The 22,026-nt window shown below is 73.2% G+C and carries 19 protein-coding genes; 13 read left to right on the top strand and 6 right to left on the bottom strand.

Features of this window, described 5'->3' with window-relative positions; genetic code table 11:
• Positions 1 to 147 precede the first annotated feature (147 nt).
• The 7 genes from ACWEJ6_RS42015 (at position 148) to ACWEJ6_RS41985 (ending at position 6,386) form a co-directional block, all read left to right on the top strand.
• Entirely contained in the window at positions 148 to 1,209 is a 1,062-nt protein-coding gene (locus ACWEJ6_RS42015; protein ID WP_452431159.1) for an aldo/keto reductase, read from the top strand.
• Between the two features lie 14 nt (positions 1,210 to 1,223).
• Positions 1,224 to 1,511 carry a putative quinol monooxygenase gene (locus ACWEJ6_RS42010; protein WP_358298897.1) on the top strand — a complete coding sequence of 96 codons (288 nt, stop codon included), beginning with the start codon at positions 1,224 to 1,226 and terminating at the stop codon, positions 1,509 to 1,511.
• Positions 1,512 to 1,681: 170 nt separating this feature from the next.
• Positions 1,682 to 2,488: a S1C family serine protease gene (locus ACWEJ6_RS42005; protein ID WP_452431158.1), complete on the top strand. Its 807-nt coding sequence runs from the start codon at positions 1,682 to 1,684 to the stop codon at positions 2,486 to 2,488.
• A gap of 35 nt (positions 2,489 to 2,523) precedes the next feature.
• On the top strand, positions 2,524 to 3,501 hold the full coding sequence (locus ACWEJ6_RS42000; protein WP_452431157.1) for an AAA family ATPase: 978 nt from the start codon (positions 2,524 to 2,526) through the stop codon (positions 3,499 to 3,501).
• Between the two features lie 6 nt (positions 3,502 to 3,507).
• Positions 3,508 to 4,392 carry a DUF58 domain-containing protein gene (locus ACWEJ6_RS41995; RefSeq protein ID WP_452431156.1) on the top strand — a complete coding sequence of 295 codons (885 nt, stop codon included), beginning with the start codon at positions 3,508 to 3,510 and terminating at the stop codon, positions 4,390 to 4,392.
• Positions 4,389 to 5,339 carry a VWA domain-containing protein gene (locus tag ACWEJ6_RS41990; protein WP_452431155.1) on the top strand — a complete coding sequence of 317 codons (951 nt, stop codon included), beginning with the start codon at positions 4,389 to 4,391 and terminating at the stop codon, positions 5,337 to 5,339. The genes ACWEJ6_RS41995 and ACWEJ6_RS41990 overlap by 4 nt, the downstream gene beginning before the upstream one ends.
• On the top strand, positions 5,340 to 6,386 hold the full coding sequence (locus ACWEJ6_RS41985; RefSeq protein WP_452431154.1) for a VWA domain-containing protein: 1,047 nt from the start codon (positions 5,340 to 5,342) through the stop codon (positions 6,384 to 6,386).
• A gap of 15 nt (positions 6,387 to 6,401) precedes the next feature.
• Here ACWEJ6_RS41985 and ACWEJ6_RS41980 read toward each other — a convergent pair whose 3' ends face one another.
• A complete protein-coding gene (locus ACWEJ6_RS41980; RefSeq protein ID WP_452431153.1) occupies positions 6,402 to 6,821 on the bottom strand; it encodes a DNA-binding protein in 420 nt (139 codons plus the stop codon).
• 154 nt (positions 6,822 to 6,975) lie between these two features.
• Between ACWEJ6_RS41980 and ACWEJ6_RS41975 the strand changes: the two genes are divergently transcribed.
• Positions 6,976 to 8,142, top strand: a complete 1,167-nt coding sequence (locus tag ACWEJ6_RS41975; RefSeq protein ID WP_452431152.1) for an erythromycin esterase family protein — start codon at positions 6,976 to 6,978, stop codon at positions 8,140 to 8,142.
• A gap of 80 nt (positions 8,143 to 8,222) precedes the next feature.
• Here ACWEJ6_RS41975 and ACWEJ6_RS41970 read toward each other — a convergent pair whose 3' ends face one another.
• Positions 8,223 to 10,625: a DUF7507 domain-containing protein gene (locus ACWEJ6_RS41970; RefSeq protein ID WP_452431151.1), complete on the bottom strand. Its 2,403-nt coding sequence runs from the start codon at positions 10,623 to 10,625 to the stop codon at positions 8,223 to 8,225.
• Positions 10,626 to 10,858: 233 nt separating this feature from the next.
• Between ACWEJ6_RS41970 and ACWEJ6_RS41965 the strand changes: the two genes are divergently transcribed.
• Together ACWEJ6_RS41965 and ACWEJ6_RS41960 are read left to right on the top strand one after the other, a co-directional pair.
• The gene (locus ACWEJ6_RS41965; protein WP_452431150.1) at positions 10,859 to 11,668 is read left to right on the top strand and encodes an ArsR/SmtB family transcription factor; all 810 of its coding nucleotides are present in this window, start codon (positions 10,859 to 10,861) and stop codon (positions 11,666 to 11,668) included.
• 100 nt (positions 11,669 to 11,768) lie between these two features.
• Positions 11,769 to 12,191 (top strand): hypothetical protein, encoded by a 423-nt coding sequence (locus tag ACWEJ6_RS41960; RefSeq protein WP_452431149.1) that lies wholly within the window; start codon positions 11,769 to 11,771, stop codon positions 12,189 to 12,191.
• Between the two features lie 34 nt (positions 12,192 to 12,225).
• On the opposite strand, the gene ACWEJ6_RS41955 is transcribed toward ACWEJ6_RS41960, so the two are convergent.
• Together ACWEJ6_RS41955 and ACWEJ6_RS41950 are read right to left on the bottom strand one after the other, a co-directional pair.
• Positions 12,226 to 13,833, bottom strand: coding sequence for a beta-N-acetylhexosaminidase (locus tag ACWEJ6_RS41955; RefSeq protein WP_452431148.1), 1,608 nt, complete (start codon positions 13,831 to 13,833; stop codon positions 12,226 to 12,228).
• Positions 13,830 to 15,074, bottom strand: coding sequence for a Gfo/Idh/MocA family protein (locus ACWEJ6_RS41950; protein ID WP_452431147.1), 1,245 nt, complete (start codon positions 15,072 to 15,074; stop codon positions 13,830 to 13,832). The genes ACWEJ6_RS41955 and ACWEJ6_RS41950 overlap by 4 nt, the downstream gene beginning before the upstream one ends.
• A gap of 147 nt (positions 15,075 to 15,221) precedes the next feature.
• On the opposite strand from ACWEJ6_RS41950, the gene ACWEJ6_RS41945 reads away from it, so the two are divergent.
• Together ACWEJ6_RS41945 and ACWEJ6_RS41940 are read left to right on the top strand one after the other, a co-directional pair.
• Entirely contained in the window at positions 15,222 to 16,388 is a 1,167-nt protein-coding gene (locus tag ACWEJ6_RS41945) for an ROK family transcriptional regulator (RefSeq protein WP_452431146.1), read from the top strand.
• Between the two features lie 210 nt (positions 16,389 to 16,598).
• Complete coding sequence (locus ACWEJ6_RS41940) at positions 16,599 to 17,111, top strand: RICIN domain-containing protein (RefSeq protein WP_452431145.1); 513 nt, start codon at positions 16,599 to 16,601, stop codon at positions 17,109 to 17,111.
• 19 nt (positions 17,112 to 17,130) lie between these two features.
• On the opposite strand, the gene ACWEJ6_RS41935 is transcribed toward ACWEJ6_RS41940, so the two are convergent.
• Positions 17,131 to 19,905, bottom strand: coding sequence for an ATP-binding protein (locus ACWEJ6_RS41935; RefSeq protein ID WP_452431144.1), 2,775 nt, complete (start codon positions 19,903 to 19,905; stop codon positions 17,131 to 17,133).
• A gap of 67 nt (positions 19,906 to 19,972) precedes the next feature.
• Here ACWEJ6_RS41935 and ACWEJ6_RS41930 point away from each other — a divergent pair, with 67 nt between their 5' ends.
• On the top strand, positions 19,973 to 21,196 hold the full coding sequence (locus ACWEJ6_RS41930) for a GNAT family N-acetyltransferase (RefSeq protein WP_452431143.1): 1,224 nt from the start codon (positions 19,973 to 19,975) through the stop codon (positions 21,194 to 21,196).
• Positions 21,197 to 21,294: 98 nt separating this feature from the next.
• On the opposite strand, the gene ACWEJ6_RS41925 is transcribed toward ACWEJ6_RS41930, so the two are convergent.
• A complete protein-coding gene (locus tag ACWEJ6_RS41925; RefSeq protein WP_452431142.1) occupies positions 21,295 to 21,894 on the bottom strand; it encodes a DUF305 domain-containing protein in 600 nt (199 codons plus the stop codon).
• Between the last annotated feature and the right edge of the window lie 132 nt (positions 21,895 to 22,026).

The following is a 22,026-nucleotide window of genomic DNA, read 5'->3' as shown; positions in this document are numbered from 1 at the left end:
CAGTATCGCCGTCCGGCGCCGTCGCGAGCCTGGTCATGCCGTGCCTAGGCAGCGGCGGGCACTGGGTGGGCCGCGGGCGGCGCGCCAGAGTGAGCTGCACCGGACGTCCACAAGGGATGCCCGGTCACCCACAGGGAGCAACGCGACATGAGCACCACCCACCTGCCCACCCGGCCTCTGGGCACCACCGGCATGGACGTCACCCGCCTCGGCTTCGGCTCCTGGGCGGTGTCGGGGGCCGGCTGGAAGTTCGGCTGGGGCACGACCGACGACGCCGAGTCGATCGCCGCGATCCGGCACGCCGTCGCCGGCGGCGTCAACTGGATCGACACCGCGGCCGTGTACGGGCTCGGCCACTCCGAGGAGCTGGTCGGCAAGGCCATCGCCGACCTGCCCGAGGCCGACCGCCCGTACGTCTTCACCAAGGTGGGCCTGGTCTGGGACCCCGACGACCCGCAGGCCGCCCCGCGCCGGATCATGAAGCCGGCCAGCGTCCGGCGCGAGCTGGAGGACTCGCTGCGCCGCCTGAACGTCGAGCGCGTCGACCTGTACCAGGTGCACTACCCCGACACCGGCGAGTCGCTGGAGTACGCCGGCGGCGGCTTCGGCGCGGTGTCGCCCAACGCCACGCCGCTGGAGGAGTACTGGCAGGTCATGGCCGACCTGAAGGCCGAGGGCAAGGTCCGCGCGATCGGCCTGTCCAACCACTCGCCGCAGGAGCTGGCGGCCGCGGAGCGCATCGCGCACGTGGACGTCATCCAGCCGCCGTTCTCGGCGATCAACCGGTCGGCGGCGGCCGAGATCGCGTGGGCGCACGCCCACGGCACGGGCGTGATCGCGTACTCGCCGCTGCAGTCGGGCCTGCTCACCGGGACGTTCTCGGCCGAGCGCGTCGCGAGCCTGCCCGACGGCGACTGGCGCACCGCCCACCACGACTTCACCACGGGGCTCGCGGCCAACCTGCGGCTGGCGGAGGCGCTGCGTCCGGTCGCCGCCCGGCACGGCGTCGGCGTCGCCGAGGTGGCCATCGCGTGGGTCCTGGCCTGGCCGGGCGTCACCGGCGCCATCGTCGGCGCCCGCCGGCCCGAGCAGGTGGACGGCTGGATCGGCGCCGGCGCGGTGGACCTGACGCCGGCCGACCTGGCGGAGATCGCCGCCGCGATCACCGCCTCCGGCGCCGGCGCCGGTCCCGCCCGGCCCCTCGCGTGAGGACGGCGCCGGAGATGTCCCTCATCGTGCTGGCCCAGTACGTGGCCGCGGCCGGCCAGGAGGACCGGCTGCGGACCGCGCTCGAAGCGATGATCGAACCGTCCCTGGACGAGCCCGGGTGCCTGGCCTACCGCGCCTACGGCGACCCGAACCATCCGGCGAGCATGGTGGTGATCGAGGAGTGGGCCGGCGCCGGGGCGCGGGCGCGGCACCTGACCACTCCGCATCACCGCCATGCGGCGCAGGTGCTGGCCCTCGTCCTGGCCGAGCCGATGGTCGTGCGCACGCTCGTGACCGCCTAGCTCTACCCGAGTGTCCGCAGGAGGCCGATGCGGGGGACCGGTCGGCGAACGGGTGAGGAATCGGTCCTGCCATATGGATTGCGGCCCGACCCCGTCGCGTCCGGAGATGTCGGCCATTTGTGTGTCCTTCTTTATGGCAGTTTTCGGTGCGATTGCTGAGTATGAGGGGCATGGAGCGCGTGCCGCAGGAGGACGGTGCGGCCGGGGCTCGGGAAGCCGGCCGGGCCAGGACCGGGAAGGTTCGGCGGGTCGCCGCCGGGGGCGGGGTGCTGGTCGTCGTGGCGGTGCTGGCGTACTGGCTGGGCGGCGGCGGCAGCGGCGGGACGGCCGCAGGAGGGCCGGCCGCCACGCCGACGCCCACGGCGACGCTCACGGTGCCGGACGTCTTCCGCAGGGTCGGGCCGTCGGTCGTGGTCATCCAGGCGGGCAAGTCGCTCGGCACGGGCGTGATCGCGGCCGAGGACGGGACGATCCTGACGGCCCATCACGTGATCAAAGCCACGAAGGACATCAACCTCACGTTCGCCGACGGGACCAGGGCGAAGGCCGTCGTCGCCGCCGCGAATCCCCAAAGGGACGTCGCCGTGCTCAAGCCGGTGAAGCTGCCGGAGATCGTCGTGCCCGCGACGCTCGGCGGCGACGTGGCCGTGGGGGCGCCGGTCGTGGCGATCGGCAATCCGCTGGGCCTGACCTACAGCGTCTCCACCGGGGTGGTGTCGGGCCTCGACCGGACCACCGGCCGGACCGGCAAGGACGCCGGCCTGAAGGGGCTGATCCAGTTCGACGCCTCCGTCAACCCGGGCAGCTCCGGCGGCCCCCTGCTGGACGCCCGCGGGCTGGTCGTCGGGATCGTCGTCTCGATCGCCGACCCCGGGGGCGACGACGCGTTCGCCGGCATCGCGTTCGCGGTGCCGATCGGCGCGGCCCTGGGCGGCGACGACGGCGACGGCCCACCAGGCGACGGACCCCAGCTCTGACCGCCACCGCCCATAGCGCCCACAGAAGGGACATCATGCCCCCGGCCCAGGCTCATCCGCTCGAACAGGTCCTCTTCGAGGTCAAACGCACCATCGTCGGGCAGGACGTCCTGCTCGAACGCATGGCCGTCGCGCTGATCGCCGACGGTCACCTGCTGGTGGAAGGCGTGCCGGGCCTGGCCAAGACGCTGGCCGTCCGGTCGCTGGCCGCGGCGATCACCGGCGGGTTCCAGCGCGTGCAGTTCACCCCCGACCTGGTCCCCGCCGACCTCGTCGGCACGCGGGTCTACCACCAGCACTCCGGCGAGTTCCGGACGGAGCTCGGCCCGGTGTTCACGAACCTGCTGCTCGCCGACGAGATCAACCGCGCCCCCGCCAAGGTGCAGAGCGCCCTGCTGGAGGTGATGCAGGAGCACCAGGTGACGATCGGCCGCGAGACGTTCCAGGTGCCGGAGCCGTTCCTGGTGATGGCGACGGAGAACCCGATCGAGTCGGAGGGCACGTACCCGCTGCCCGAGGCGCAGGTGGACCGGTTCATGATGAAGGTGGTCGTCGGCTATCCCGCCCAGAACGAGGAGCAGGCGATCGTCGAACGCGCGCTGCGTCCGCCGGACCCGCCGCAACCGACGGTCACGACCGCCGAGCTGATGGAGATGCGGGCCCGCGCCCGGCAGGTGTACGTCGATCCGTCGATCGTCGACTACGCCGTACGCGTGGTCGCCGTGACCCGTTCGCCGGGCACGGCCGGGCTGGGGGAGCTGGAGCGGTACGTCACGTACGGGGCCAGCCCGCGGGCGTCCATCGCGCTCGTCACGGGCGCCCGCGCGCTGGCGTTCCTGCGCGGCCGCGACTACGTCCTGCCGGACGACCTGTCCGAACTCGCGCTCGACGTGCTGCGCCACCGGCTCGTCCTGTCCTACGAGGCCCTGGCGGACGACGTCGACGCCGACACGATCGTCAGCAGGGTGCTCGGGGCCGTCCGGACGCCCGACGTCGTCCTGCGGAACCGCTGAGCCGTCATGGCCACCGTCCCCGAGAAACTCCTGCTCCGCCTGGAGTGGAAGGTCGTCCGCAGGCTGGACGGCCGCCTCCAGGGCGCCCACCGCACCGCGCACCGCGGCTCCGGCGTCGACTTCACCGGCCTGCGCCGCTACGCCGACGGCGACGACGCCCGGCACATCGACTGGAACGTCACCGCCCGCCTGGACGAGCCCCATCTGCGCGTGTTCACCGAGGACCGCGAGCTGACGGTGTGGCTGGTGCTCGACCGGTCGGCCTCGATGACGGCCGGGCGGCCGGGCCGCGGCAAGCACGACGTCCTGGCCGAGCTGGCGCTCGTGCTCGCCCGGCTGTTCGGGCGGGGCGGCGACCGGGTCGGGGCCCTGCTGTTCGACACCGGGGTGGTGCGGGTCGTGCCGCCGGGCACGTCCCGGCGGCACGCGCTGCGGATCGGCGCCGAGCTGGAGCGCACCGCCGGCCCGCGCGCCGGCGCCACCACCGACCTGGCCCTCATGCTCGACGCGGCCGGACGGCTGGCGCGCCGCCGCGCGCTCGTCGTCGTCCTGTCGGACTTCATCGGCGAGGGCGACTGGGAACGCTCGCTCCAGCGCCTGGCCCGGCGGCACGAGGTCGTCGCCCTGCGCATCGTGGACGCGGCCGACGACGCGCTGCCCGAGGCCGGGCTGATCGTGGTCGAGGACGCCGAGACCGGCGAGCAGCTCGTCGTCGACTCCGCCGATCCGCTGCTGCGGGTGCGCTTCCGCGAGGCCGTGGACGCCCGCGACGCCCGGCTCGCGGCGGGCATGCGCCGGGCGGGGGTGCCGGTCCACCGCGTCGCCACCGACCACGACCTGACCGACACGCTCGTCGAGCTCGCCGCCCGCACGGGGGAGCGGTGGCCATGACGCTGTCGTCCCCCTTGGTGCTGGCCGCCGGGCTGCTCGTCACGGCGGCGCTGGCCTGGGCGGCCGTCGTCTCGGCCCGCCGCCGGGGGTCGGCGCTGGCCGCGGCCGGGGTCGCCGGGCCGGGCGGGCGCGGCGCGTACCTCGGGACCGGCCTGACGATCGCCGGGGTCGGCGTGCTCGCGGTCGCCGCCGCGGGACCGGCGGCGATGGTGCCGCTGCCGCGCACCGCGGGCACCGTCATCCTCGCCGTCGACGTCTCCAACAGCATGGGCGCCGGCGACGTCGCGCCGACCAGGCTGGCCGCCGCGCAGCGGGCGGCCCGCGCGTTCGTGGCGGCGCAGCCCGACAGCGTGGACATCGGGGTCGTCGCGTTCGAGCGCGGCGCGCTCACCACCGCGCGGCCGGACGCGGACCATTCCGTCGCGCTCAGGGCCATCGACCGCCTGAGGATCACCGGCGGCACCTCGCTCGGGGCGGCCATCACGGCCTCGCTGACGGCCATCACCGGCCGGCAGGTGGTCATCGGCCGCGACGGGCCGCCGCCCGACCTCGGCTACTGGCCGTCGGCCACGATCGTGATGTTCTCCGACGGCCAGAACCAGGGCGGCGACGTCGAACGGGCCGCCGCCGCGGCCCAGAAGGCGGGCGTGCGCGTCCACACCGTGGGGGTCGGCACGGCGGCCGGGGCGGCGGTCCAGGTCGACGGATACCACCTGCAGACCTCGCTCGACGAGGACACCCTCACCACGATCGCGCGGACCACCGGCGGCGCCTACCACCCGGCCGCCGACGCCGCCCGGCTCGACGGCGTCGCCGACACGATCGACCTGCGGCTCACCGTCTCCGACGAGCCGCTGCCGCTCGCCGGTGGGCTGATCGGGCTCGCGCTCGCGCTGCTCGCCGCGGGCGCGGCGGTCACCGTGTTCCGGTCCGGGCGGGTGATCTGAATGTCGTTGTCCTGGCCGTGGGCGCTGCTGTCGGCGCTGGTCATCCCGTTGATCTTCGCGATCCGCTGGTGGGCGGGCCGCCGGCGGCGGCGGGCCGTCGTGCGCGTCACCTCGATCGCGCTCGTACGGGCCGCGCTTCCCGGGCGTACGCGCTGGACGCGGCGCATCCCCGTGGCGCTCTTCGTCGCCGGGCTGGCGCTGCTCGCGGTGGGGGCGGCGCGGCCGCAGGCGTCGGTGCCGGTGCCGATGCGGTCGGCGACGATCCTGCTCGCGCTCGACACCTCCGGCTCCATGTGCTCCACCGACGTCGATCCCAACCGCCTCACCGCCGCCAGGAAGGCCGCCGCCGGCTTCATCGAGTCGCAGCGCGGCGGGCCGCGCATCGGCCTGGTCACCTTCGCCGGCACCGCGGGCCTGCTCGTCCCGCCCACCGACGACACCGACGCCCTGATCGAGGCCCTGGACGGGCTCACCGTCGCCCGCGGCACCGCGATCGGCCAGGCCATGCTCACCTCGATCGACGCGATCGCCGAGGTGGACCCCTCGGTCGCCGGCACCGCCGCCACGCCGCCCGCCGGGGCCCCCGGGTACGCCGGCGCCGCGATCGTCGTGCTCACCGACGGCGCCAACACCCAGGGCGTCGACCCGCAGCGGGCCGCCCAGGAGGCGGCGTTGCGCCGCGTACGCGTGTTCACCATCGGCTTCGGCACCACGAAGGTGGTCCCGATGGTGTGCGACAACTCGCAGTTCGACGGCCGCGGCTTCGGCGACTGGGGCGGCGGGTCCGGCGGGGGCTTCGACCGGGGCCGCAACCCCCGGGTCATCGACGAGCCGGCGCTCCGGCAGATCGCCCGTACGACCGGCGGCTCCTACCACCGGGCCGAGAACGCCGCCCAGCTCGCGACCGCCCTCGACGCCCTTCCCGGCACCTTCACGGTCGTCCGCGAACGGGTGGACACGGCCGCCGCCTTCGCCGGGGCCGGCGCCCTGCTCGTGGTCGCGGCGCTGTCGCTCTCCCTCTGGTGGAACCGCCCGCGCCGCGCCTGACCCCTGGCGGGCGGCCTAGTCGAGAGCCGTCCGTTCGGCGAGCCGTTCGTGGCGTTGCCGGGCGGCCTGCGCGGTGCCGAGGCCGAGCCCGAAGGCGATCTCCTGCCAGGTCATGCCGCGCCCACGGGCCATCGCCAGCAGCCCGGCCTCCAGCGCGTCCAGCTCTCCGCGAACCAGCGGGACGAGGCTCAACGCCGCGGTGATGTCGGCCTGGTCAACGTCGGGCTCGCCGTCGTCGAGCTGCGCGGCCCCGCTGAGCAGGAACGACACCAGCCTGACGGCCTCGTGCGGCCCGATGACCGACGGGTGCGCCTGCCTGAGCCGCTGCTCGTCGGTGGCCGCGTGCCGCTCGGCGATCCGGAACAGGGACGCGTGCACCCGCCGGGCGCGCGCCTGCTCGGGATCCGGCGGGGAGAAGGGGTGCTCGATCGACATGGAGGCAACGATGGCGCGGGAACCGATTGATGTCAACAGCTCGTTTTGAACGAACTGTTCAACACGTGAAGTGCCGATTGAAGGTTTTGGGAGAGCACTTCCGGTATTTCGGCGGCAAAGGTTACACCGAAAGTTCAACGCTAGCGTTGAAGGCATGGATATCAAGGACATCGCCTGGCCGGTCGATGGCGCGGGTGTCTCGGCGTTCCTGGGGACGCTCCCCGCCAGGCCGCTGCTGCTCGGCCTCGGTGAGGCCCGGCACTTCGTGGGAGAACTCGGCGAGCTGCGCAACGAGATCTTCCGGCACCTCGTCGAGAACGAGGGCTACCGGTCGTTCGCCGTCGAGAGCGACTGCCTCAAGGGCCTCCTGGTGGACGACTACGTCACGACCGGCGCCGGCACCCTCGACGACGTCATGGACCGCGGCTTCAGCCACGGTTTCGGCGCCCTGCCGGCCAACCGCGAACTCGTCCGCTGGATGCGCGCCCACAACGAGGAGCACGACGAGAAGCTGCGCTTCTTCGGGGTGGACGGCCCGTTGGAGTACTGGGCGGCGAGCCCGCGCGAGGCGCTCACCGGCCTCTATGACCTGCTCGACGGCCCGCTCCCCGCCGCGGTGGTGACCAGGGAGGCCCTCGACGCGCTGCTGGGCCCGGACGACCGCTGGTCCGACGAGGCCACGGCCATGGACCCGGCGAAGTCGATCGGCCAGTCCGCCGACGCCCAGCGGCTGCGGGTGATCGCCGACGACCTGGCGGCGCTGCTCGACACGCACACGCCGCAGCTCGGCGCACGGGACAGGGAACGCGCGCACCTGTACGCGCGCACCGCCACCGGCCTGCTGCGCTACCACCACTGGATGGCCGACGCCTCCCCGGCACGCTGGACCCGGCTGTCGGCCCTGCGGGACGCGATGATGGCGGCCAACCTGCGTGCCGTCGCCGAGCACGGCCCGGCCCTGGTCTTCTCCTCCAACCTGCACCTCCAACGCGACAAGACGTTCATGCCGTTCGGCGACCAGCGGCTGGAGTGGTGGAGCGCGGGGGCGATCGCCGCCGCCCACCTGGGCGACCGGTACGCCTACCTGGCCACCGCCTTCGGCACGACCGGCGACGACACCCCGCCGCCGGACACCGTCGAGGGCGTGTTGTCCGCGCTTCCGTGGGGCCACTCGGTGGTCGACGCCCGCCGCCTGGCCGGGATCGTCACCGACCCGGCGCGGCGCGTGTCCCAGGATTTCGCCTACTTCCCGCTGGACCCGTCCCACCTCGGCACGATCGACGGCGTCGTCTTCCTCAAGCAGGTCGGCGCCTGGGGGTGACCGTCCGGGGGCGGACAGCACGATGGTCCCTCCCCGCGGGGAGGGACCATCAGGTTGACGCGGATGGGAAGAGGGACGACCTACTCGGAGGTCTCCCAGGGCATCGGCATGTCGCCCATCTCCCGGTAGGAACGTTCCATGTACGGGTCGTCCATCATGTCCTCAGGCTGAGGCTCGTAGGACTCGTCCATGGACCGGCCCATGTCCCGCTCGTTCTTGTCCGCCTCCTCGGAGACACATCCCGATTCGGCGGTCCTGCCGTCGTACGGCTTCTTGCCCGGCGGGCACTGGTGGTCGTAGCCGTGGTCGTACCGCTGGTCGTACCCGTGGTCGTGACCGTGGTCGTGACCGTGGTGACGGCCGTGGCCGTGGTGGTGGTGCGGCTTCTTGCCGGGCCGGCAGTGGCGGTCCTTCTTGCCCGGCCGGCACGGGTGGTGCGGGTTCTTCGACTTCTGCACGACCCGGATCGTCGCCCTGGCCGGACCGGAGGTCAGGTCGTCCGCCCTGGCGACGGCGGTGTTGGTGACGGTGAAGCGGCAGCCCTTGCGGCAGTCCTTCTTGCCGCCGGGACGGCTCGGCACGACGAAGACGCCCGTGCACGTGGTGGTCTCGCCCGGCTCCAGGGTGGTGGTCCGGCAGACGATGTTCGTCACCCGGTCGTCCTCGATCCGGAGGTTACGCAGCGTCTCGTCGGAGTTGTTCCTGACCTCGTAGCGGTAGGTGACCCGCTCGCCGGGCCGGTACGTGCGGGTGTCGTCCACGCTCTTGTCCAGCAGCAGCGTCCCGCGCTCGCCCATGACGTCGATGGTGGCCTCCGACGGCGGCGAGCTCACCTCCGTGTCGTCGATCAGGCCCACCGCGGTGGCGGTGTTGGTGACCGAGCCGTGGGCGGCGTCCTCGTCGGTGACCGTGTAGGTCCCCGTGCAGGACGTGGACTCGCCGGGCTCCAGGGTGGTGGTCTCGCAGACGATGTCCGACACCCGGTTGTCGTCGATCCGCAGGTCGGTCACGATCTCGTCGAACGTGTTCCGCACGACGTAGCGGTAGGTGACCCGGTCGCCGGGGCGGTACGCGCGGGAGTCGTCGACGCGCTTGTCCAGCTCCAGCATCCCGCGCTCGTCCGTGACGCCGACGGTGACCTCGGACGGCGGCGAGCTGATCTCCTCACCGTCGGCCCGGCCCATCGCGGTGGCGGTGTTGGTGACCGAGCCGCGCTCGGCGTCCTCCTCCGTGACCGTGTACGAGCCGCGGCAGATGACCCGCTCGCCCACGTTCAAGGTGGTCTGCGGGCAGGTGACCTCTTCGACGACGTCGTCGTCCACCATCAGGTCGGCGATGTTCATGTTGCCGGTGTTGGTGACCACGTACTCGTAGGGCACCTCCGTGCCCACCGGCACCGGGTCGGGCAGGTCGGCGTCCTCGGCGACGCGCTTGGTGAGCGACAGCTCAGGCCGCTCGGCCACCGGACGGACGACCACGTTCCGGATCAGGTGCACATCGGTGAACAGACCGGTGGACGCACCGAAACCGAACTTGTAGGTCTCCGGGACCGGCTGCGGCGCGGGCAGGGACAGCACCTCCTGCATCCCGTCGCCGTCGTTGAAGTCGATCGAGATGGTGACCTCGGGGTTCGGCGCCGGAGTGATCCGGACGTTGACCGTGCGCTTCGACTCCTCCAGCACGGCCTGCGCCGCCCGCGGGTCGCTGGGCACGGTCCGCGTGGGCCCCTGCAGGTTGCCCGGCAGCGTCGAGGGCCACGGCCCGGTCGTGGTGAAGTTGCTGGTGGTGGCGGTCACGAAGCAGTAGCCCGCGGTGCCGTTGCCGGGCCCGCGCACCGTCACCATGTTCGGCCCGGGAGCCGGGACACGGAACCCGGTGCCGGCCGGTGAGCGCTCGGCGCAGGTGCGGCCCCGCTGCTCCCAGTCCCCGAAGTAGTTGCCGAGGACGTCCAGGCCGATGCCGATGTAGCCCTGGTTGACCCCGGGCTCGAACGGGTTCGCCGGGTCGTCGTCGGGCAGCTTCTGGGCGTAGCCGAGGCTGCCGCCGAACGCGCCGGGACGGTCCAGCGTGGCCGCGCCGTCGATCAGGAAGAAGGAGATGCCGTCGGCGGGCACCGCCGTGGTGTTGCCGTACTGCCACTGCTCGAACGTCACGTCCAGGCCCTCTTCGGCCGGGATCGGCTCGTTGTAGAGGGCGGCCGCCGTCTGGTCCAGATCGGCGCTGGTGAGCTGGAGGTAGCCGTACGGGGCTGCGCCGGTCGGCGGGACAGGGCCCGTCGCGTCGGCGGGGCAGCCCCCGAGCGGATGGTCGCCGGGCCCGGCGGGCGGAGCCGCCGGCGCACCGGTCAGGCAGGCCGATCCCACGCCGATGAACTGCGGGATCGCGGTGGCCCCGGTGAAGTCCTCCTCGACCAGCGGAACCGGCTGCGCGGCCGCTGGACGGGCAGGTTGCAGCGCGACAGACACCGCGCTCAGAAGGAGCATGGTGGAAATGGCCGCACGTTTAGGGCCAGATGAGCTGTTTCCCGGCCCTGCAGGGCCAGATCGTATCTTCACGAATACCGAAGGTAACCATGCGCACTTGTGAACAGCTCGATCGACATAGCAAACGATCAACCACGAATGACTACAGGGATTCCGGGCTGCGGCGGCAGCGCGTTCGGCCTGGTCCCGCGGGCTTTGACAATAGGCAGGTAAATACCTGCATAATGGGCGGCGTGAGCCCCGAAGCGACAGCCGTGGATCTCGTCTTCAAGGCGCTGGCCGACCCCACCCGGCGCCTCCTGCTCGACCGACTGCGCGAGCACAACGGCCAGACGCTGCGCGAACTGTGCGAACGCCTGGACATGGCCCGCCAGTCGGCGACCCAGCATCTGAACGTGCTTGAGCAGGCCGCCCTCGTCACCGTCGTCCGGCGCGGACGGGAACGGCTCCACTACCTCAACCCGGCGCCCATCCACGAGATCCAGGAGCGCTGGATCTCGGAGTTCGACCGGCCCCGGCTGCAAGCGATCAACGCCATCAAGAACCAGGCAGAGGAGTACGCCATGAGCGACGCACCCACGTCCGTGCCGACCTACGTCTACGTCACCTACATCCGCGCGAGCGCCGAGCAGGTCTGGCGGGCCCTGACGGACGCGGACCTGACGGCGCGCTACTGGGGACACGCCAACGTCTCGGACTGGCGGCCGGGATCGCCCTGGGAGCACCGGCGCGCCGACGGGTCGGACGTCGTCGACGTCGTCGGCGAGGTGATCGAGGCCGAGCCCCCGGCCCGCCTGGTCGTCACCTTCGAAGACGCCCCCGGCACGGAACCGGCGCGGAAGGCGTCGGTCGTCACCTTCCTCATCGAGCCGCACCAGGACATCGTCCGGCTCACCGTGACCCACGAGGACCTGCCCAACCAGGCGATGCGCGACGGGATCGCGCAGGGATGGCCGGCCGTGCTGGCCAACCTGAAGTCGCTGCTGGAGACCGGCGAGGTCCTCCCGCAGGCCCCGTGGGAGATGCACCGGGCACACGCCTGACGCCCGGCCCCGGGCGACACGACCGCAGAAGGAGGAGAACGCGCTGGACACCATCCCGCTCCGGGACGCCTACCGCGCCCTGCTGGACGCCGCCGCCACGGTGGCCGGCTCCGGCGACGGCGGTGCCGTCCCACCGGCCGGTGAGTGGACCGCCGACCAGATCCTGGCGCACGTCGCCATCGTCACCGCGACCACCATCGCCGCCGCCTCGTCGGTGGCCTCGGGGACGAACACCACCTACGACAACCGCACGGCCCAGGACACCTGGACCATCGAGCGCGTCATCGCCCGCGCCGGCGGCAACGCGGGGCTCCGGGAGCGGGTCCGCCGCCAGGGTGACGCCCTCTGCGCGCTCGGCGGGCCGGCGCTGAGCGAGGCCGAACTCGACACGCCGGTGCCCACCCTGCTCCTGTCCAACGGCACGGTCCTGGTCGATCAGGCCGTGCCCCTGAGGGACCTCCTCACCGGCCTCGCCGACGTGGAGCTGCCCGCCCACACCGCGCAGCTCCTGGCCCTGCTCTGAGACCCGCGCCGCCCTCGGCGCGGGGACGCGCGGTTCAGAGACGCAGGCTCGACGTCCAGCGGGCGAGCTGGGCGTCGATCTCCGCCCTGGTGCGGGGGTGACCGGGGGCGTCGGGACGGCGCTGCCACGGGTGCGGCCCGGCCGCCGGCCGGTACTCCACGCCCAGCGCGTCAAGACGTCTCTCGTGCACGGCGAGCCGCGCCAGGAAGTCCGCGAAGTCGCGCTCGCCGCTCCACATCGCCTCGGCGAAGGCGGCCAGCCGCGGGAAGGCCATGTAGTCGAGCAGCCGGGGGGAGTCGATGTGCTCGGTCCACAGAGCGGCCTGCGCGCCGAGGATCCGGTCGCGCTCCCCCTCGCCCAGGCCGGCGGGGACGGGGTCGAAGGCGTGCACCGCCCGCAGGGACGTCACACTGCCGATCGGCACCGGCTCCTGGTCGCCGTCGGCCTGGCGGAAGTCCAGGTACGTCTCGCTGAACGGCGAGACGACCACGTCGTGACCGGCCCGCACGGCCAGCACCGCGCACTTGTCGCCGCGCCAGGCCGCGACGGTGACGCCGGGCGGCAGGCCGCCTTCCAGGAGCTCGTCCCAGCCGAGCGGTCTGCGCCCGCGGGACAGCAGGTAGTCGGTGAAGTGGCGCATGAGCCAGGTCTGGAGCTCGTCGGCGTCGTGCAGGCCGAGCTCCCGGATGCGCTCCTTGGCCGGGACGCTCTCGTTCCACTGGGTCTTCGGCACCTCGTCGCCGCCGACGCAGACGTACCGGCCGGGGAAGAGCTCCAGGACCTCGTCCAGGACGTCGGTGAAGAAGGCGATCGTGCCGTCGGCGACGTTGAGCACGTTCTCGCCGACCCCCCACTCGGTGCGGACCGGCAGGCGGTCGTCGAGGTTGCCGAGCTCGGGATAGGCGGCGATGGCGGCCTGCGTGTGGCCGGGCAGGTCGATCTCCGGCACGACCGTGACGAACCGGTCGGCGGCGTAGGAGACGATCTCGCGGATGTCGTCCTGGCTGTAGAAGCCGCCGTGCGGGCGCCCGTCGAAGCGCTGGTGCCGCGCGGCGCCCACCGGTGACTCGTGCCGCCAGGCGCCGACCTCCGTGAGCCTGGGGTACTTCCTGATCTCCAGCCGCCAGCCCTGGTCGTCGGTCAGGTGCAGGTGCAGGACGTTGAGCTTGTGCGCGGCCAGCAGGTCGATGTACCGCAGCAGGTCGTTCTTGGGCAGGAAGTGCCTGGCCACGTCGATGAGGCAGCCGCGCCAGCCGTATCGCGGAGCGTCGGCGATCTCCGTCGCGGGGATGCTCCACGTCCTGTCCCCGGTGCGTCCGGCCCGGAAGGCGGCGGGGTCGAGCAGCTGGCGCAGGGTCTGCGCCCCGTAGAAGGCGCCGGCCGGGCCCGTCGCCTCGATCAGCACCGACCCGGTCGTGGCGGTGAGCCGGTACTCCTCGAGCCCGAGGCCCGCGACGAGCCGGATCTCCACCCCGCCGGGCCCCTCGGGGAGCGGCAGGCCGGTGGCCGGGGTGAGGGCCCCGCGAAGCCATTCCGCGGCCCTGGCCAGCGCCGGGTCGGCGGACAGCGGGGTCGTGGCGGTGAAGGTGAACCGGCCCTCGCCGGGCGTGCGGCGGGCGGGCGCCGGGATCGTCGCGTTCACAGGACCTGCACGGTGCGGGTCTCGCGGGCGCGCTCGGCGGCCCAGACGACCAGGTGCCCGGCCAGGGCCTCGGCCGGGCCGGCGCCCAGCGGCGCCTGGTCCCCGGCGGCGACGGCGTCGATGAACGCCTTGGTGAGACCCCCGTCGCCGCCGCCGTGGCCGTCGGCGAGCGACGCGCCCGCCGTCGTCTGGGTGTCGATCCGCTCCTCGGCGCCGGTCACGAAGTCGACGACCCTGATCTCGCGCCCGTCGCCCTCGGCGTACCCGCGGGTGCCGAAGATCCGGGTCCTGCGGTGCTCCAGCGGCGTGAACGCCGTCATGGTGAACGACACGGTCGCGCCCTTCGCGAACTCCAGCGTGACGACCTGCTGGTCGACCACGTCGTTGTCGCAGTCGTAGACGCAGCGGCCGTACGGGCCGGTCTCCAGCGCGTGCGTGACGCCTGCCACGGTGGCGTCGGACGTGACGGCGCCGAGCGGCCAGAACTCCCGGCGCGGGTCGCCCAGGCAGCTCAGGTAGAGACGCTTGGCGGAGTAGGCGCAGTCCGGCTCGACGGCGCAGCTCACGCACCGCGTGCTCGCGCCCTCGGGCCGGTTCTCCGGCCGGAAGTGGGTCAGCGAGCCGAAGGACGACACCGCGACCGGCTGCTCGCCGAGGATGTGGAGCAACCAGTCGATGTCATGACAGGACTTGGTCAGCAGCATCGGCCCCGATTCGGCCGCGTTCCGCCAGGCGCCCCGCACGAAGGAGTGGGCCATGTGCCACCAGCCCACCGGCTCCAGGTGCTGCACGCTGGAGATCGTGCCCAGCCTGCCGCTGTCCAGCAGCTCCTTGAACGCCCTGGTGTAGGCCGTGTAGCGGAGCACGTGACAGACCGCGAACAACACCCCGTTGCGCTCGACCGCCTCGACGATCCGGCGGGCCTCCGGCTCCGTCGGCGCCATGGGCTTCTCCAGCAGGATGGCGTAACCGAGGTCGGCGAAGGCCACGGCCGGCTCGACGTGCAAGCGGTCCTGGGTCGCGATGACCACGGCGTCCGCGAGCTTCGGCACGGCGGCCAGTTCGTCCCATCCGGCGAAGCAGGCGCTGTCCGGCAGGTCGTGGTCGGCGGCCACCTTGGCCCGCCGGGCCGGGTCCGGGTCGGCCACTGCCACGATGCGGGCCCGGCCGTCCGCGGCGGCGGCCCTGGCGTAGATCTGGCCGCGCGATCCGGCCCCGACGATGGCTATGGTCACTGTCATTTCGCAAACTCCTTTATGAAGGTCTCCATAGATAGTCACGAGAATGACCTTGCCGTCAAGCCTCTTCCCGCACGGCACATGCAGCTAGAAGTGGGGATGGGCCAAAGGGATATAGTTCAGAGACCAGTGATAGTGAGGAGTGTGACCGTGCAGGTCAGTGGTGGCGACCTTCAGCGGCTACGCCAGCTGAACTCCCTGAGCAGCATCCGCGCCCTGCGGGAGGCGCGCGAGCCGCTGACGCTCACCGAGCTGTCCGCCCGCACCGGGTTGTCGCGGGCCTCCGTCGTGGACGTCGTCACGGATCTGGAGCAGCGCGGCTGGATCGCCGAGGTGCCGCCCGCGCCGGGCGCCATGGGCCGGCCCGCCAAGCGCTACCGGTTCCGCAGCGACGCGGGGCACGTGCTCGGCATCGACGTGGGCGTGCACAAGGTGCTGGCCGTGATCACCGACCTGGCCGGCCGGATCGTGGCCAGCGGGCGGGTCGCCGTCGACCGCCACACCGCCCAGCGGGAGCGGCTGGAGGCGGTGTGGCGGGCCGTCGACGCCGCGCTCGTCGCCGCCGGGCTGAGCGTGTCCGACATGTGGGGCGTCACCGCGGGCAGCACCGGCGTCGTCAACCGCGAAGGGCTCGTCACCATGGTCAACGACCTGCCCGACTGGCCCGGCGTCGACCTCGTCGGTCACCTCGGGCAGCGGCTGGCCTGCCCGATCACCATCGAGAACGACAGCAAGCTGGCCGCGCTCGCCGAGCAGCGGCTCGGGGTGGCCGCGGGCGTCCAGCACCTCGTCTACCTGCACGTCGGCCGCCGGCCCGGCGCCGCGCTGATCATCGACGGGCGCCTGTACCACGGGTTCAGCGGGGCCACCGGCGAGGTCGGGCTCATGGAGATCACGGGCTGGAGCACCATGGCCGGGCGGCTGGAGAGCGGCCCGGCGGCCAAGGGCGCCGCGCCCGAGGAGGCCGCCCGGCACGTCTTCGGCGCGGCCCGGGCCGGCGACCTGGAGGCCCAGGCCGCGGTCGACGCGTACGCCCGCCATCTCGCGCTCGGCACCGCCGCGATGGTGCTGACGCTCGACCCCGAACTGGTCGTGCTCGGCGGCGGGTTCTCCCGCTCGGCCGACGTCCTGCTGCCCGCGCTGCGCCGGGCGCTCGAACCTCACTGTGTACGCGTTCCCGACATCCGGCCCTCGACCCTCGGCGAGGAGTGCGTCGCCCTGGGCGGAGCCTGTCTGGCGCTGGACCACGTGGACGATCGGTTCTTCTCCCTGGAGGGTTCCATCTCCAGCCCCGCCGCTCCGCAGCGACCCTCCTGACCTGCTTCCGGCGGGTGCGCCTCTGACCTCCCGGGCGGATTCGGAGGCTTTCGACGCCGGCCAGTGATGCGTCACCTTGCCGCCAGATCACTTTCCGATGTCGTGCGATTACTTTCTGTATGCATTGCTCATGGTCGTCACGGCCCGTGGGGGCTCGCCCGCCGTCCGAGGCCCGTGCCGGCCCACCCACCGCATCAGTGGAGGTAACCCATGCCCGCCAGCCCCGTCGCCCGTCTGATGGCCGCGTCCGCCGTCGCCCTGGTGGCCGCCGCCGTCGCCCCCGCCTCGACGGCCCACGCCGCCCAGGCCGGCCCGCCGGTGTGCCTGGACGCCACCAACAGCCGCGCCGACAACACCAACGTGCGCCTGTGGACGTGTCTGGACCATCCCAACCAGAAGTGGGTGATCCAGGGCGGCCAGATCAAGGTCGAGGACACCGTCGGCACCGGCCGGGAGGTCTGCCTGGACGCCACCAACAGCCGCGCCGACAACACCAACGTGCGCCTGTGGACGTGCCTGAACCATCCCAACCAGAAGTGGGTGATCCAGCGCGGCCAGATCAAGGTCGAGGACACCGTCGGCACCGGCCGGGAGGTCTGCCTGGACACCACCAACAGCCGCGCCAACAACACCGTGGTGCGGTTGTGGACCTGCCTGAACCACCCCAACCAGAAGTGGGTCGTCCAGGGCGGCCAGATCAAGGTCGAGGACACCCTGACCTGACCCCGGGGCTGCGTCCAGGTCACGGCCGGGTCGTGGAGGATCCCGCCAGTCCCTCGCGGAACGCGATGGCCGCCGCCTCGGTACGGGTGGCCGCGCCCAGTTTCGCCAGGATGTGGGAGACGTGCACGCCCGCCGTGCTGGGCGAGATGTGCAGCCGGGCGGCGATCTGCCGGTTGCTCAACCCGTCGGCGATCAGGACGAGCACGTCGCGCTCGCGCTCGGTGAGCCCGTCCTGCGCCGGTCGGGGCCGTCCGAGCAGGGCGATCTCCCTGGCGAGCGGCGCGGCGCCCAGCTCGTCGGCCAGCCGCGCGGCCTCCCTGAGGCGGGCGGTCCCGCCGGGCCGGTCGCCCGCCGTCAGCGCGGCCCGCGCGCCGTGGAACAGGCTCAGCGCCAGCTCGTACGGCTGCCCCAGATCCCGCCAGGCAGCCGCCACGCCATCCCAGCCGGCGTCCCCGTCGGCGTCCCCGTCGGCGTCCTCGACCAGCGCGCGCAGCATGGCCTGCCAGGCCCGGTCGAACGGCCCGTCCACGCCGAGCATCGCATCGGCCGCGGCGAGCTCGGCCCGGCGGGCCGCGACCCGCTCGCGGGGCGCGCCGCGGGCCAGCCGCGCCTGCTGCACCAGGGCGCCGGCGACCAGGACCGGCCGGGCGTCGCTGCTGTAGATCCGGGTGAGCGCCGGATCGGCCAGCGCCCGCTCCAGCAGCAGGTCGGCCCGCTCCGGGTCGCCCTGGGCGACGGCGAGCAGGCAGAGCAACTGATGGCGGGAGAACAGGCCGCCGCTCCCGGCGTGCCCGGCCGCGGCGTCGGCGGCGTCGGCGGCGGTGGCCAGGTCCCCGCGCAGCAGCGCCAGGTAGCCGGCCAGGACGCGCAGCGCCAGGCGCGACAGCGGCGGCGGATCCTGCTGGAGGCTCTCCTCCAGCAGGGCGGCGGCCTCGTCCCATCGCCCGGCCAGGATCAGGCCGCGCGCGGCGTAGCGGGCCAGCTCGGCGCCACGGCTGCGGCCCAGCCCGTACCGGCGGGCGTGACGGATGCCGCCGCGGGCCGCCTCCACGGCGCGGTGCTGGTCGCCGGCCTTGGTGTGCAGCGTGGCCTCGTACATCGGGACGGTCATGAGCAGGTCGTGGCTGTCCAGCCGCTCGGCCAGCGTGCGGGCCTCGGCCAGCATCGCGAGGTCGCTCGTCATGGACCCGACGCCCAGCAGCCCGCGGATCGTGACCGTGGCGTCGCCGGTGCGCCGGCCGACGGCCAGCGCCTCCACGAACAGGTCGCGGGCCCGGTCCACCTCCGGCAGCAGGCCCATGGCCAGCACCCCGAGCAGCCGCCCCCGCCGGACGCTGTCGGGAGCGGCGGCCAGCAGGTCGAGGGCGTGTTCCCAGTCGGAGACGCCCGTGCCGTCCAGGCGGTGCCGCAGCCTGCCCCGGTGCTCCAGCAGCTGGGCGGCCCGCTCGGGTTCGCGCCGCTCGTCCACCTCGGCCAGCCCCGCCGTGGCGTGGTCGACGCCGTGGGCGTAGTCGCCGCTGAGCATGGCGGCCTCGGCCGCCTCGGTCAGGACGTCGATCCTGTCGGCCCCCAGCCGCGCCTGCGGATCCCACAGTTCGAGGACCTGGTCGAGCAGGCGGACCTGCTCCTCGTAGGCGTAGGACCGGCGGGCCTGCGCCGCGGCCAGGTAGGCGGCGGTCAGGGCCGGCCCGCGCTGCCCGGCGGCGTAGGCGTGCGCGGCCAGCTGCGCATGGGCGTCGCCGTCGCGCAGGGCCTCGGCGTAGCGCGCGTGCAGGCGGGCCCGCTCGCCGGGCAGCAGGTCCTCGTAGACGGCGTGCCGGATCAGCGCGTGGCGGAAGTCGTAGCCGTCCCCTGCCGTGACGAGCAGGCTGCGGTCGACGAGCTCGCGCAGGAGGGCGTCCAGGGCGGTCCCGTCCTGCCCGGCCACCTTCGCCAGCAGCCGGTGGGCGACCCGTCCGCCCGCCACCGAGGCCAGGCGCAGCAGCTCACGAGCCGGGCCGGGCAGCGAGCGCGGGCCGTGCAGCAGCAGGTCACGCAGGCTGTCCGGGGTCCGCTCACCCGCGCGGGCGAGCGCCTCGACGAACAGCGGGTTGCCGTCGCTGCGTTCGTGCACGCGCAGCACGGCGGCCGCGTCCGGTTCCGTGCCGAGGATCGCGGCCAGCTGGCGGCCCACGTCCTGCCGATCCAGGCGGTCCAGGCGCAACGCGGTGGCGCGCGGGCGGCGGGCGAGCTCGGACAGCAGCAGCCCGTCGCCGGTCTCGTGCGGCCGGTACGTGATCAGCAGCAGCACGCCGGGCTGGGTCAGGTTCCTGGCCAGGAAACCGAGCAGCTCGCGGGTGGCGGCGTCGGCCCAGTGCAGATCCTCGATCGCGACGACCACCGGCTGGTCCGCGGCCACCCGCTCGACCAGCGTCAGGACCTCCTCGTACAGCCGGTGCCTGCCGCCTTCGGGCTCGTCCGTCCCGCCGAGCTCCGGGAACCAGCGGGCCAGCTGGCGGTACGGCCCGGGCAGCACCCCTTCGACGCGGATCAGCCGGCGCAGCACCGTCACGAACGGCGCGTACGGCAGGCCGTCGCTGCCCAGCTCGGCACAGGCGCCCTCGACCATCCGAACCCGAGGTCCCAGCGACCGCGCGAACTCCGCCAGCAGCCGCGACTTGCCGATCCCGGCCTCCCCGGCCACCAGAGCCACCGCCGGCCCCTCCGCGACAGCGCGGTCGAGGGCGTCGGCCAGGGCCGACAGCTCCTCACCCCGGCCGACGAACACGGGACTGACCACGCGCTCCGCCACCACGGCGTCAGCATATAAATACCCGGATCACCCGATGCGCGGCCCATGTTTACCCGGCCAGGCTCGAAGCATGACGACCACTTACCCCCTGCGCACCATCCACGCCCACGAGCTCGACGCCTGGGCCCGCATGATCACCACCACCTACGGCCAGGACTGGTACGAGGGCGGCCTCCGCAACGCGGCCACCTCCATCGAGCCCGAACGCACGATCGCCGCCTGCGACGGCCCGGAGATCGTCGGCGGCGCCTCGATCTACGGCCGGGTCATGACGGTCCCCGGCGCGGCCGTCCCCGTCGCCGGCATCACGCTCGTCGCGGTCCTGCCCACGCACCGGCGTCGCGGCATCCTCACCGCGATGATGCGCAAGCAGCTCACCGACCTGTACGAGTCGGGCGGCGAGCCGATCATCGCGCTCAACGCCGCCGAGGCCACCATCTACGGCCGGTTCGGGTACGGCGTCGCCAGCCACGTGGCCGAGATCCAGGCGGACAAGAAGCTCATGGCCCTGCGGCCCGGCACCGACCTCGGCGACGGCACGATCCGCCTGCTCGCCCGTCAGGACGCCCGGCCGCTGCTGGAGAAGGTCTACGACACCGCCCGCCGCGGCGCGGTCGGCTGGGTGGACCGTACGGAGAAGTTCTGGCAGGCCCGCCTGGCGGACGGCGAACGCGTCCGCGGCGGCGGGACGGAGCTGCGCTTCGCCGTGCACACCGAGCCAGGCGGCGAGGCCACCGGGTACGTCCTCTACCGCTCCAAGCCCGGGTTGGTGCAGGTCATCGAGGTCGCGGCCACAACCAGGCAGTCCTACGCCGCTCTGTGGCGCTTCCTCATCGACCTCGACGCGCACGCCGGACTCACCTACGACGGCGCTGTCGACGAACCGCTGACGCACCTGCTGACCGACCCGCGCGCGGCCCGCACCACCACGATCGACAACCTCTGGGTCCGCCTGGTGGACGTCGACCGGGCGCTGGCGGCCCGCCGCTACTCGACCCCCCTGGACCTGGTCCTGGAGGTTCAGGACCCGTTCTGCCCCTGGAACGCCGGACGCCACCGCCTGCGCGCCGACGGCGACTCCGTCACCTGCGAACGCACCCGGGCCCAGGCCGACCTGCGGCTGACGTCCGCCGAGCTGGGGGCGGCCTACCTGGGCGGCACCACACTGTCGTCGCTGGCGGCGGCGGGCCGGGTCGAGGAACTGCGGCCGGGCGCGGTCACCGCCGCCTCGCTCGCCTTCCGCGGGGAGCGCGCGCCCTTCCACCCATCGGGCTGGGCCTTCCCCGCCTTCTGACGGTTCGCGCCCCCTCCGCCCCTCCGGCGGGGCGGTCCCCGCCTTCTTCACGGCCCGCGCCGTCCTTTCCCCTCGCTGGCCGAGCGGTCGGGGCGCCGTCAGGACGTGCCGGTGGTGGGCGTCATGCCGGACATGTGCGGCCCTGGTGTCATCTCGGACATGTGCGGTCCTGGTGTCATCTCGGACATGTGTGGCTCTGGCGTCGTGTCGGGCATGCCGGGCATTTGCGGGATGCAGGGCATGCTCTGTTCCCCGAACCACTGGACCAGGTACCGCCGCATCGTGGCGACCTCGGCCCGCTGGTCGTCGCGTACCTTGCGGGCGAAGGCGGCGACCTCGGGATGCACCGCCTCACCGTGCACGAGGAGCTGCTGCGACATCATGATCGCCATCATGTGGTGCGGGATCATGTGCTGCAGGAACGCCTTGTCGAGCTGATTCCCCGAGAGCCCCGACAGGTCGGGCATCGTGGTCCCGGTCGGGCTCGGCGCCGGGCTCTGCGGGTACCACTGCAGCAGCCAGCCCTTCATCCGGGCGACCTCGGCGGTCTGGGTCGTGACGATCGACTGCCCGAGCCGCCGCATCTCCGGCCTGCTGGACCGCTGCAGCTGCCGGGCCGCGGCGATGGCGTCCTCGTGGTGCGGGACCATCTGCGACAGGTAGTCGTACTCGCTGGTCACGGCATGCATCTGCCCCATGCCGGGGCACGTGGGCTGCGTTCCTTCAGGGCTCGGGGACGGCATCGGCGGAGATGCCATGGCCGTCGCGGCTGATCCGGTGGTGATGGCGGCCAGGAATGCCCCTGCGGCCATCGCTGTCTTCGCGGAGCG

This window comes from Nonomuraea sp. NPDC004702 (genome assembly GCF_053601695.1).
This window is presented reverse-complemented; position numbering and strand designations above follow the sequence as displayed.

What these genes read in the sequence shown, in the direction of transcription:
- ACWEJ6_RS42005 (WP_452431158.1), top strand. Translation starts at nt 1,682, where the DNA reads ATGGAGCGCGTGCCGCAGGAGGACGGTGCGGCCGGGGCTCGGGAAGCC.
- ACWEJ6_RS41980 (WP_452431153.1), bottom strand. Translation starts at nt 6,821, where the DNA reads ATGTCGATCGAGCACCCCTTCTCCCCGCCGGATCCCGAGCAGGCGCGC.
- ACWEJ6_RS42010 (WP_358298897.1), top strand. Translation starts at nt 1,224, where the DNA reads ATGTCCCTCATCGTGCTGGCCCAGTACGTGGCCGCGGCCGGCCAGGAG.
- ACWEJ6_RS41950 (WP_452431147.1), bottom strand. Translation starts at nt 15,074, where the DNA reads ATGACAGTGACCATAGCCATCGTCGGGGCCGGATCGCGCGGCCAGATC.
- ACWEJ6_RS41925 (WP_452431142.1), bottom strand. Translation starts at nt 21,894, where the DNA reads ATGGGGCAGATGCATGCCGTGACCAGCGAGTACGACTACCTGTCGCAG.
- ACWEJ6_RS41990 (WP_452431155.1), top strand. Translation starts at nt 4,389, where the DNA reads ATGACGCTGTCGTCCCCCTTGGTGCTGGCCGCCGGGCTGCTCGTCACG.
- ACWEJ6_RS42000 (WP_452431157.1), top strand. Translation starts at nt 2,524, where the DNA reads ATGCCCCCGGCCCAGGCTCATCCGCTCGAACAGGTCCTCTTCGAGGTC.
- ACWEJ6_RS41975 (WP_452431152.1), top strand. Translation starts at nt 6,976, where the DNA reads ATGGATATCAAGGACATCGCCTGGCCGGTCGATGGCGCGGGTGTCTCG.
- ACWEJ6_RS42015 (WP_452431159.1), top strand. Translation starts at nt 148, where the DNA reads ATGAGCACCACCCACCTGCCCACCCGGCCTCTGGGCACCACCGGCATG.
- ACWEJ6_RS41995 (WP_452431156.1), top strand. Translation starts at nt 3,508, where the DNA reads ATGGCCACCGTCCCCGAGAAACTCCTGCTCCGCCTGGAGTGGAAGGTC.
- ACWEJ6_RS41930 (WP_452431143.1), top strand. Translation starts at nt 19,973, where the DNA reads ATGACGACCACTTACCCCCTGCGCACCATCCACGCCCACGAGCTCGAC.
- ACWEJ6_RS41985 (WP_452431154.1), top strand. Translation starts at nt 5,340, where the DNA reads ATGTCGTTGTCCTGGCCGTGGGCGCTGCTGTCGGCGCTGGTCATCCCG.
- ACWEJ6_RS41970 (WP_452431151.1), bottom strand. Translation starts at nt 10,625, where the DNA reads ATGCTCCTTCTGAGCGCGGTGTCTGTCGCGCTGCAACCTGCCCGTCCA.
- ACWEJ6_RS41940 (WP_452431145.1), top strand. Translation starts at nt 16,599, where the DNA reads ATGCCCGCCAGCCCCGTCGCCCGTCTGATGGCCGCGTCCGCCGTCGCC.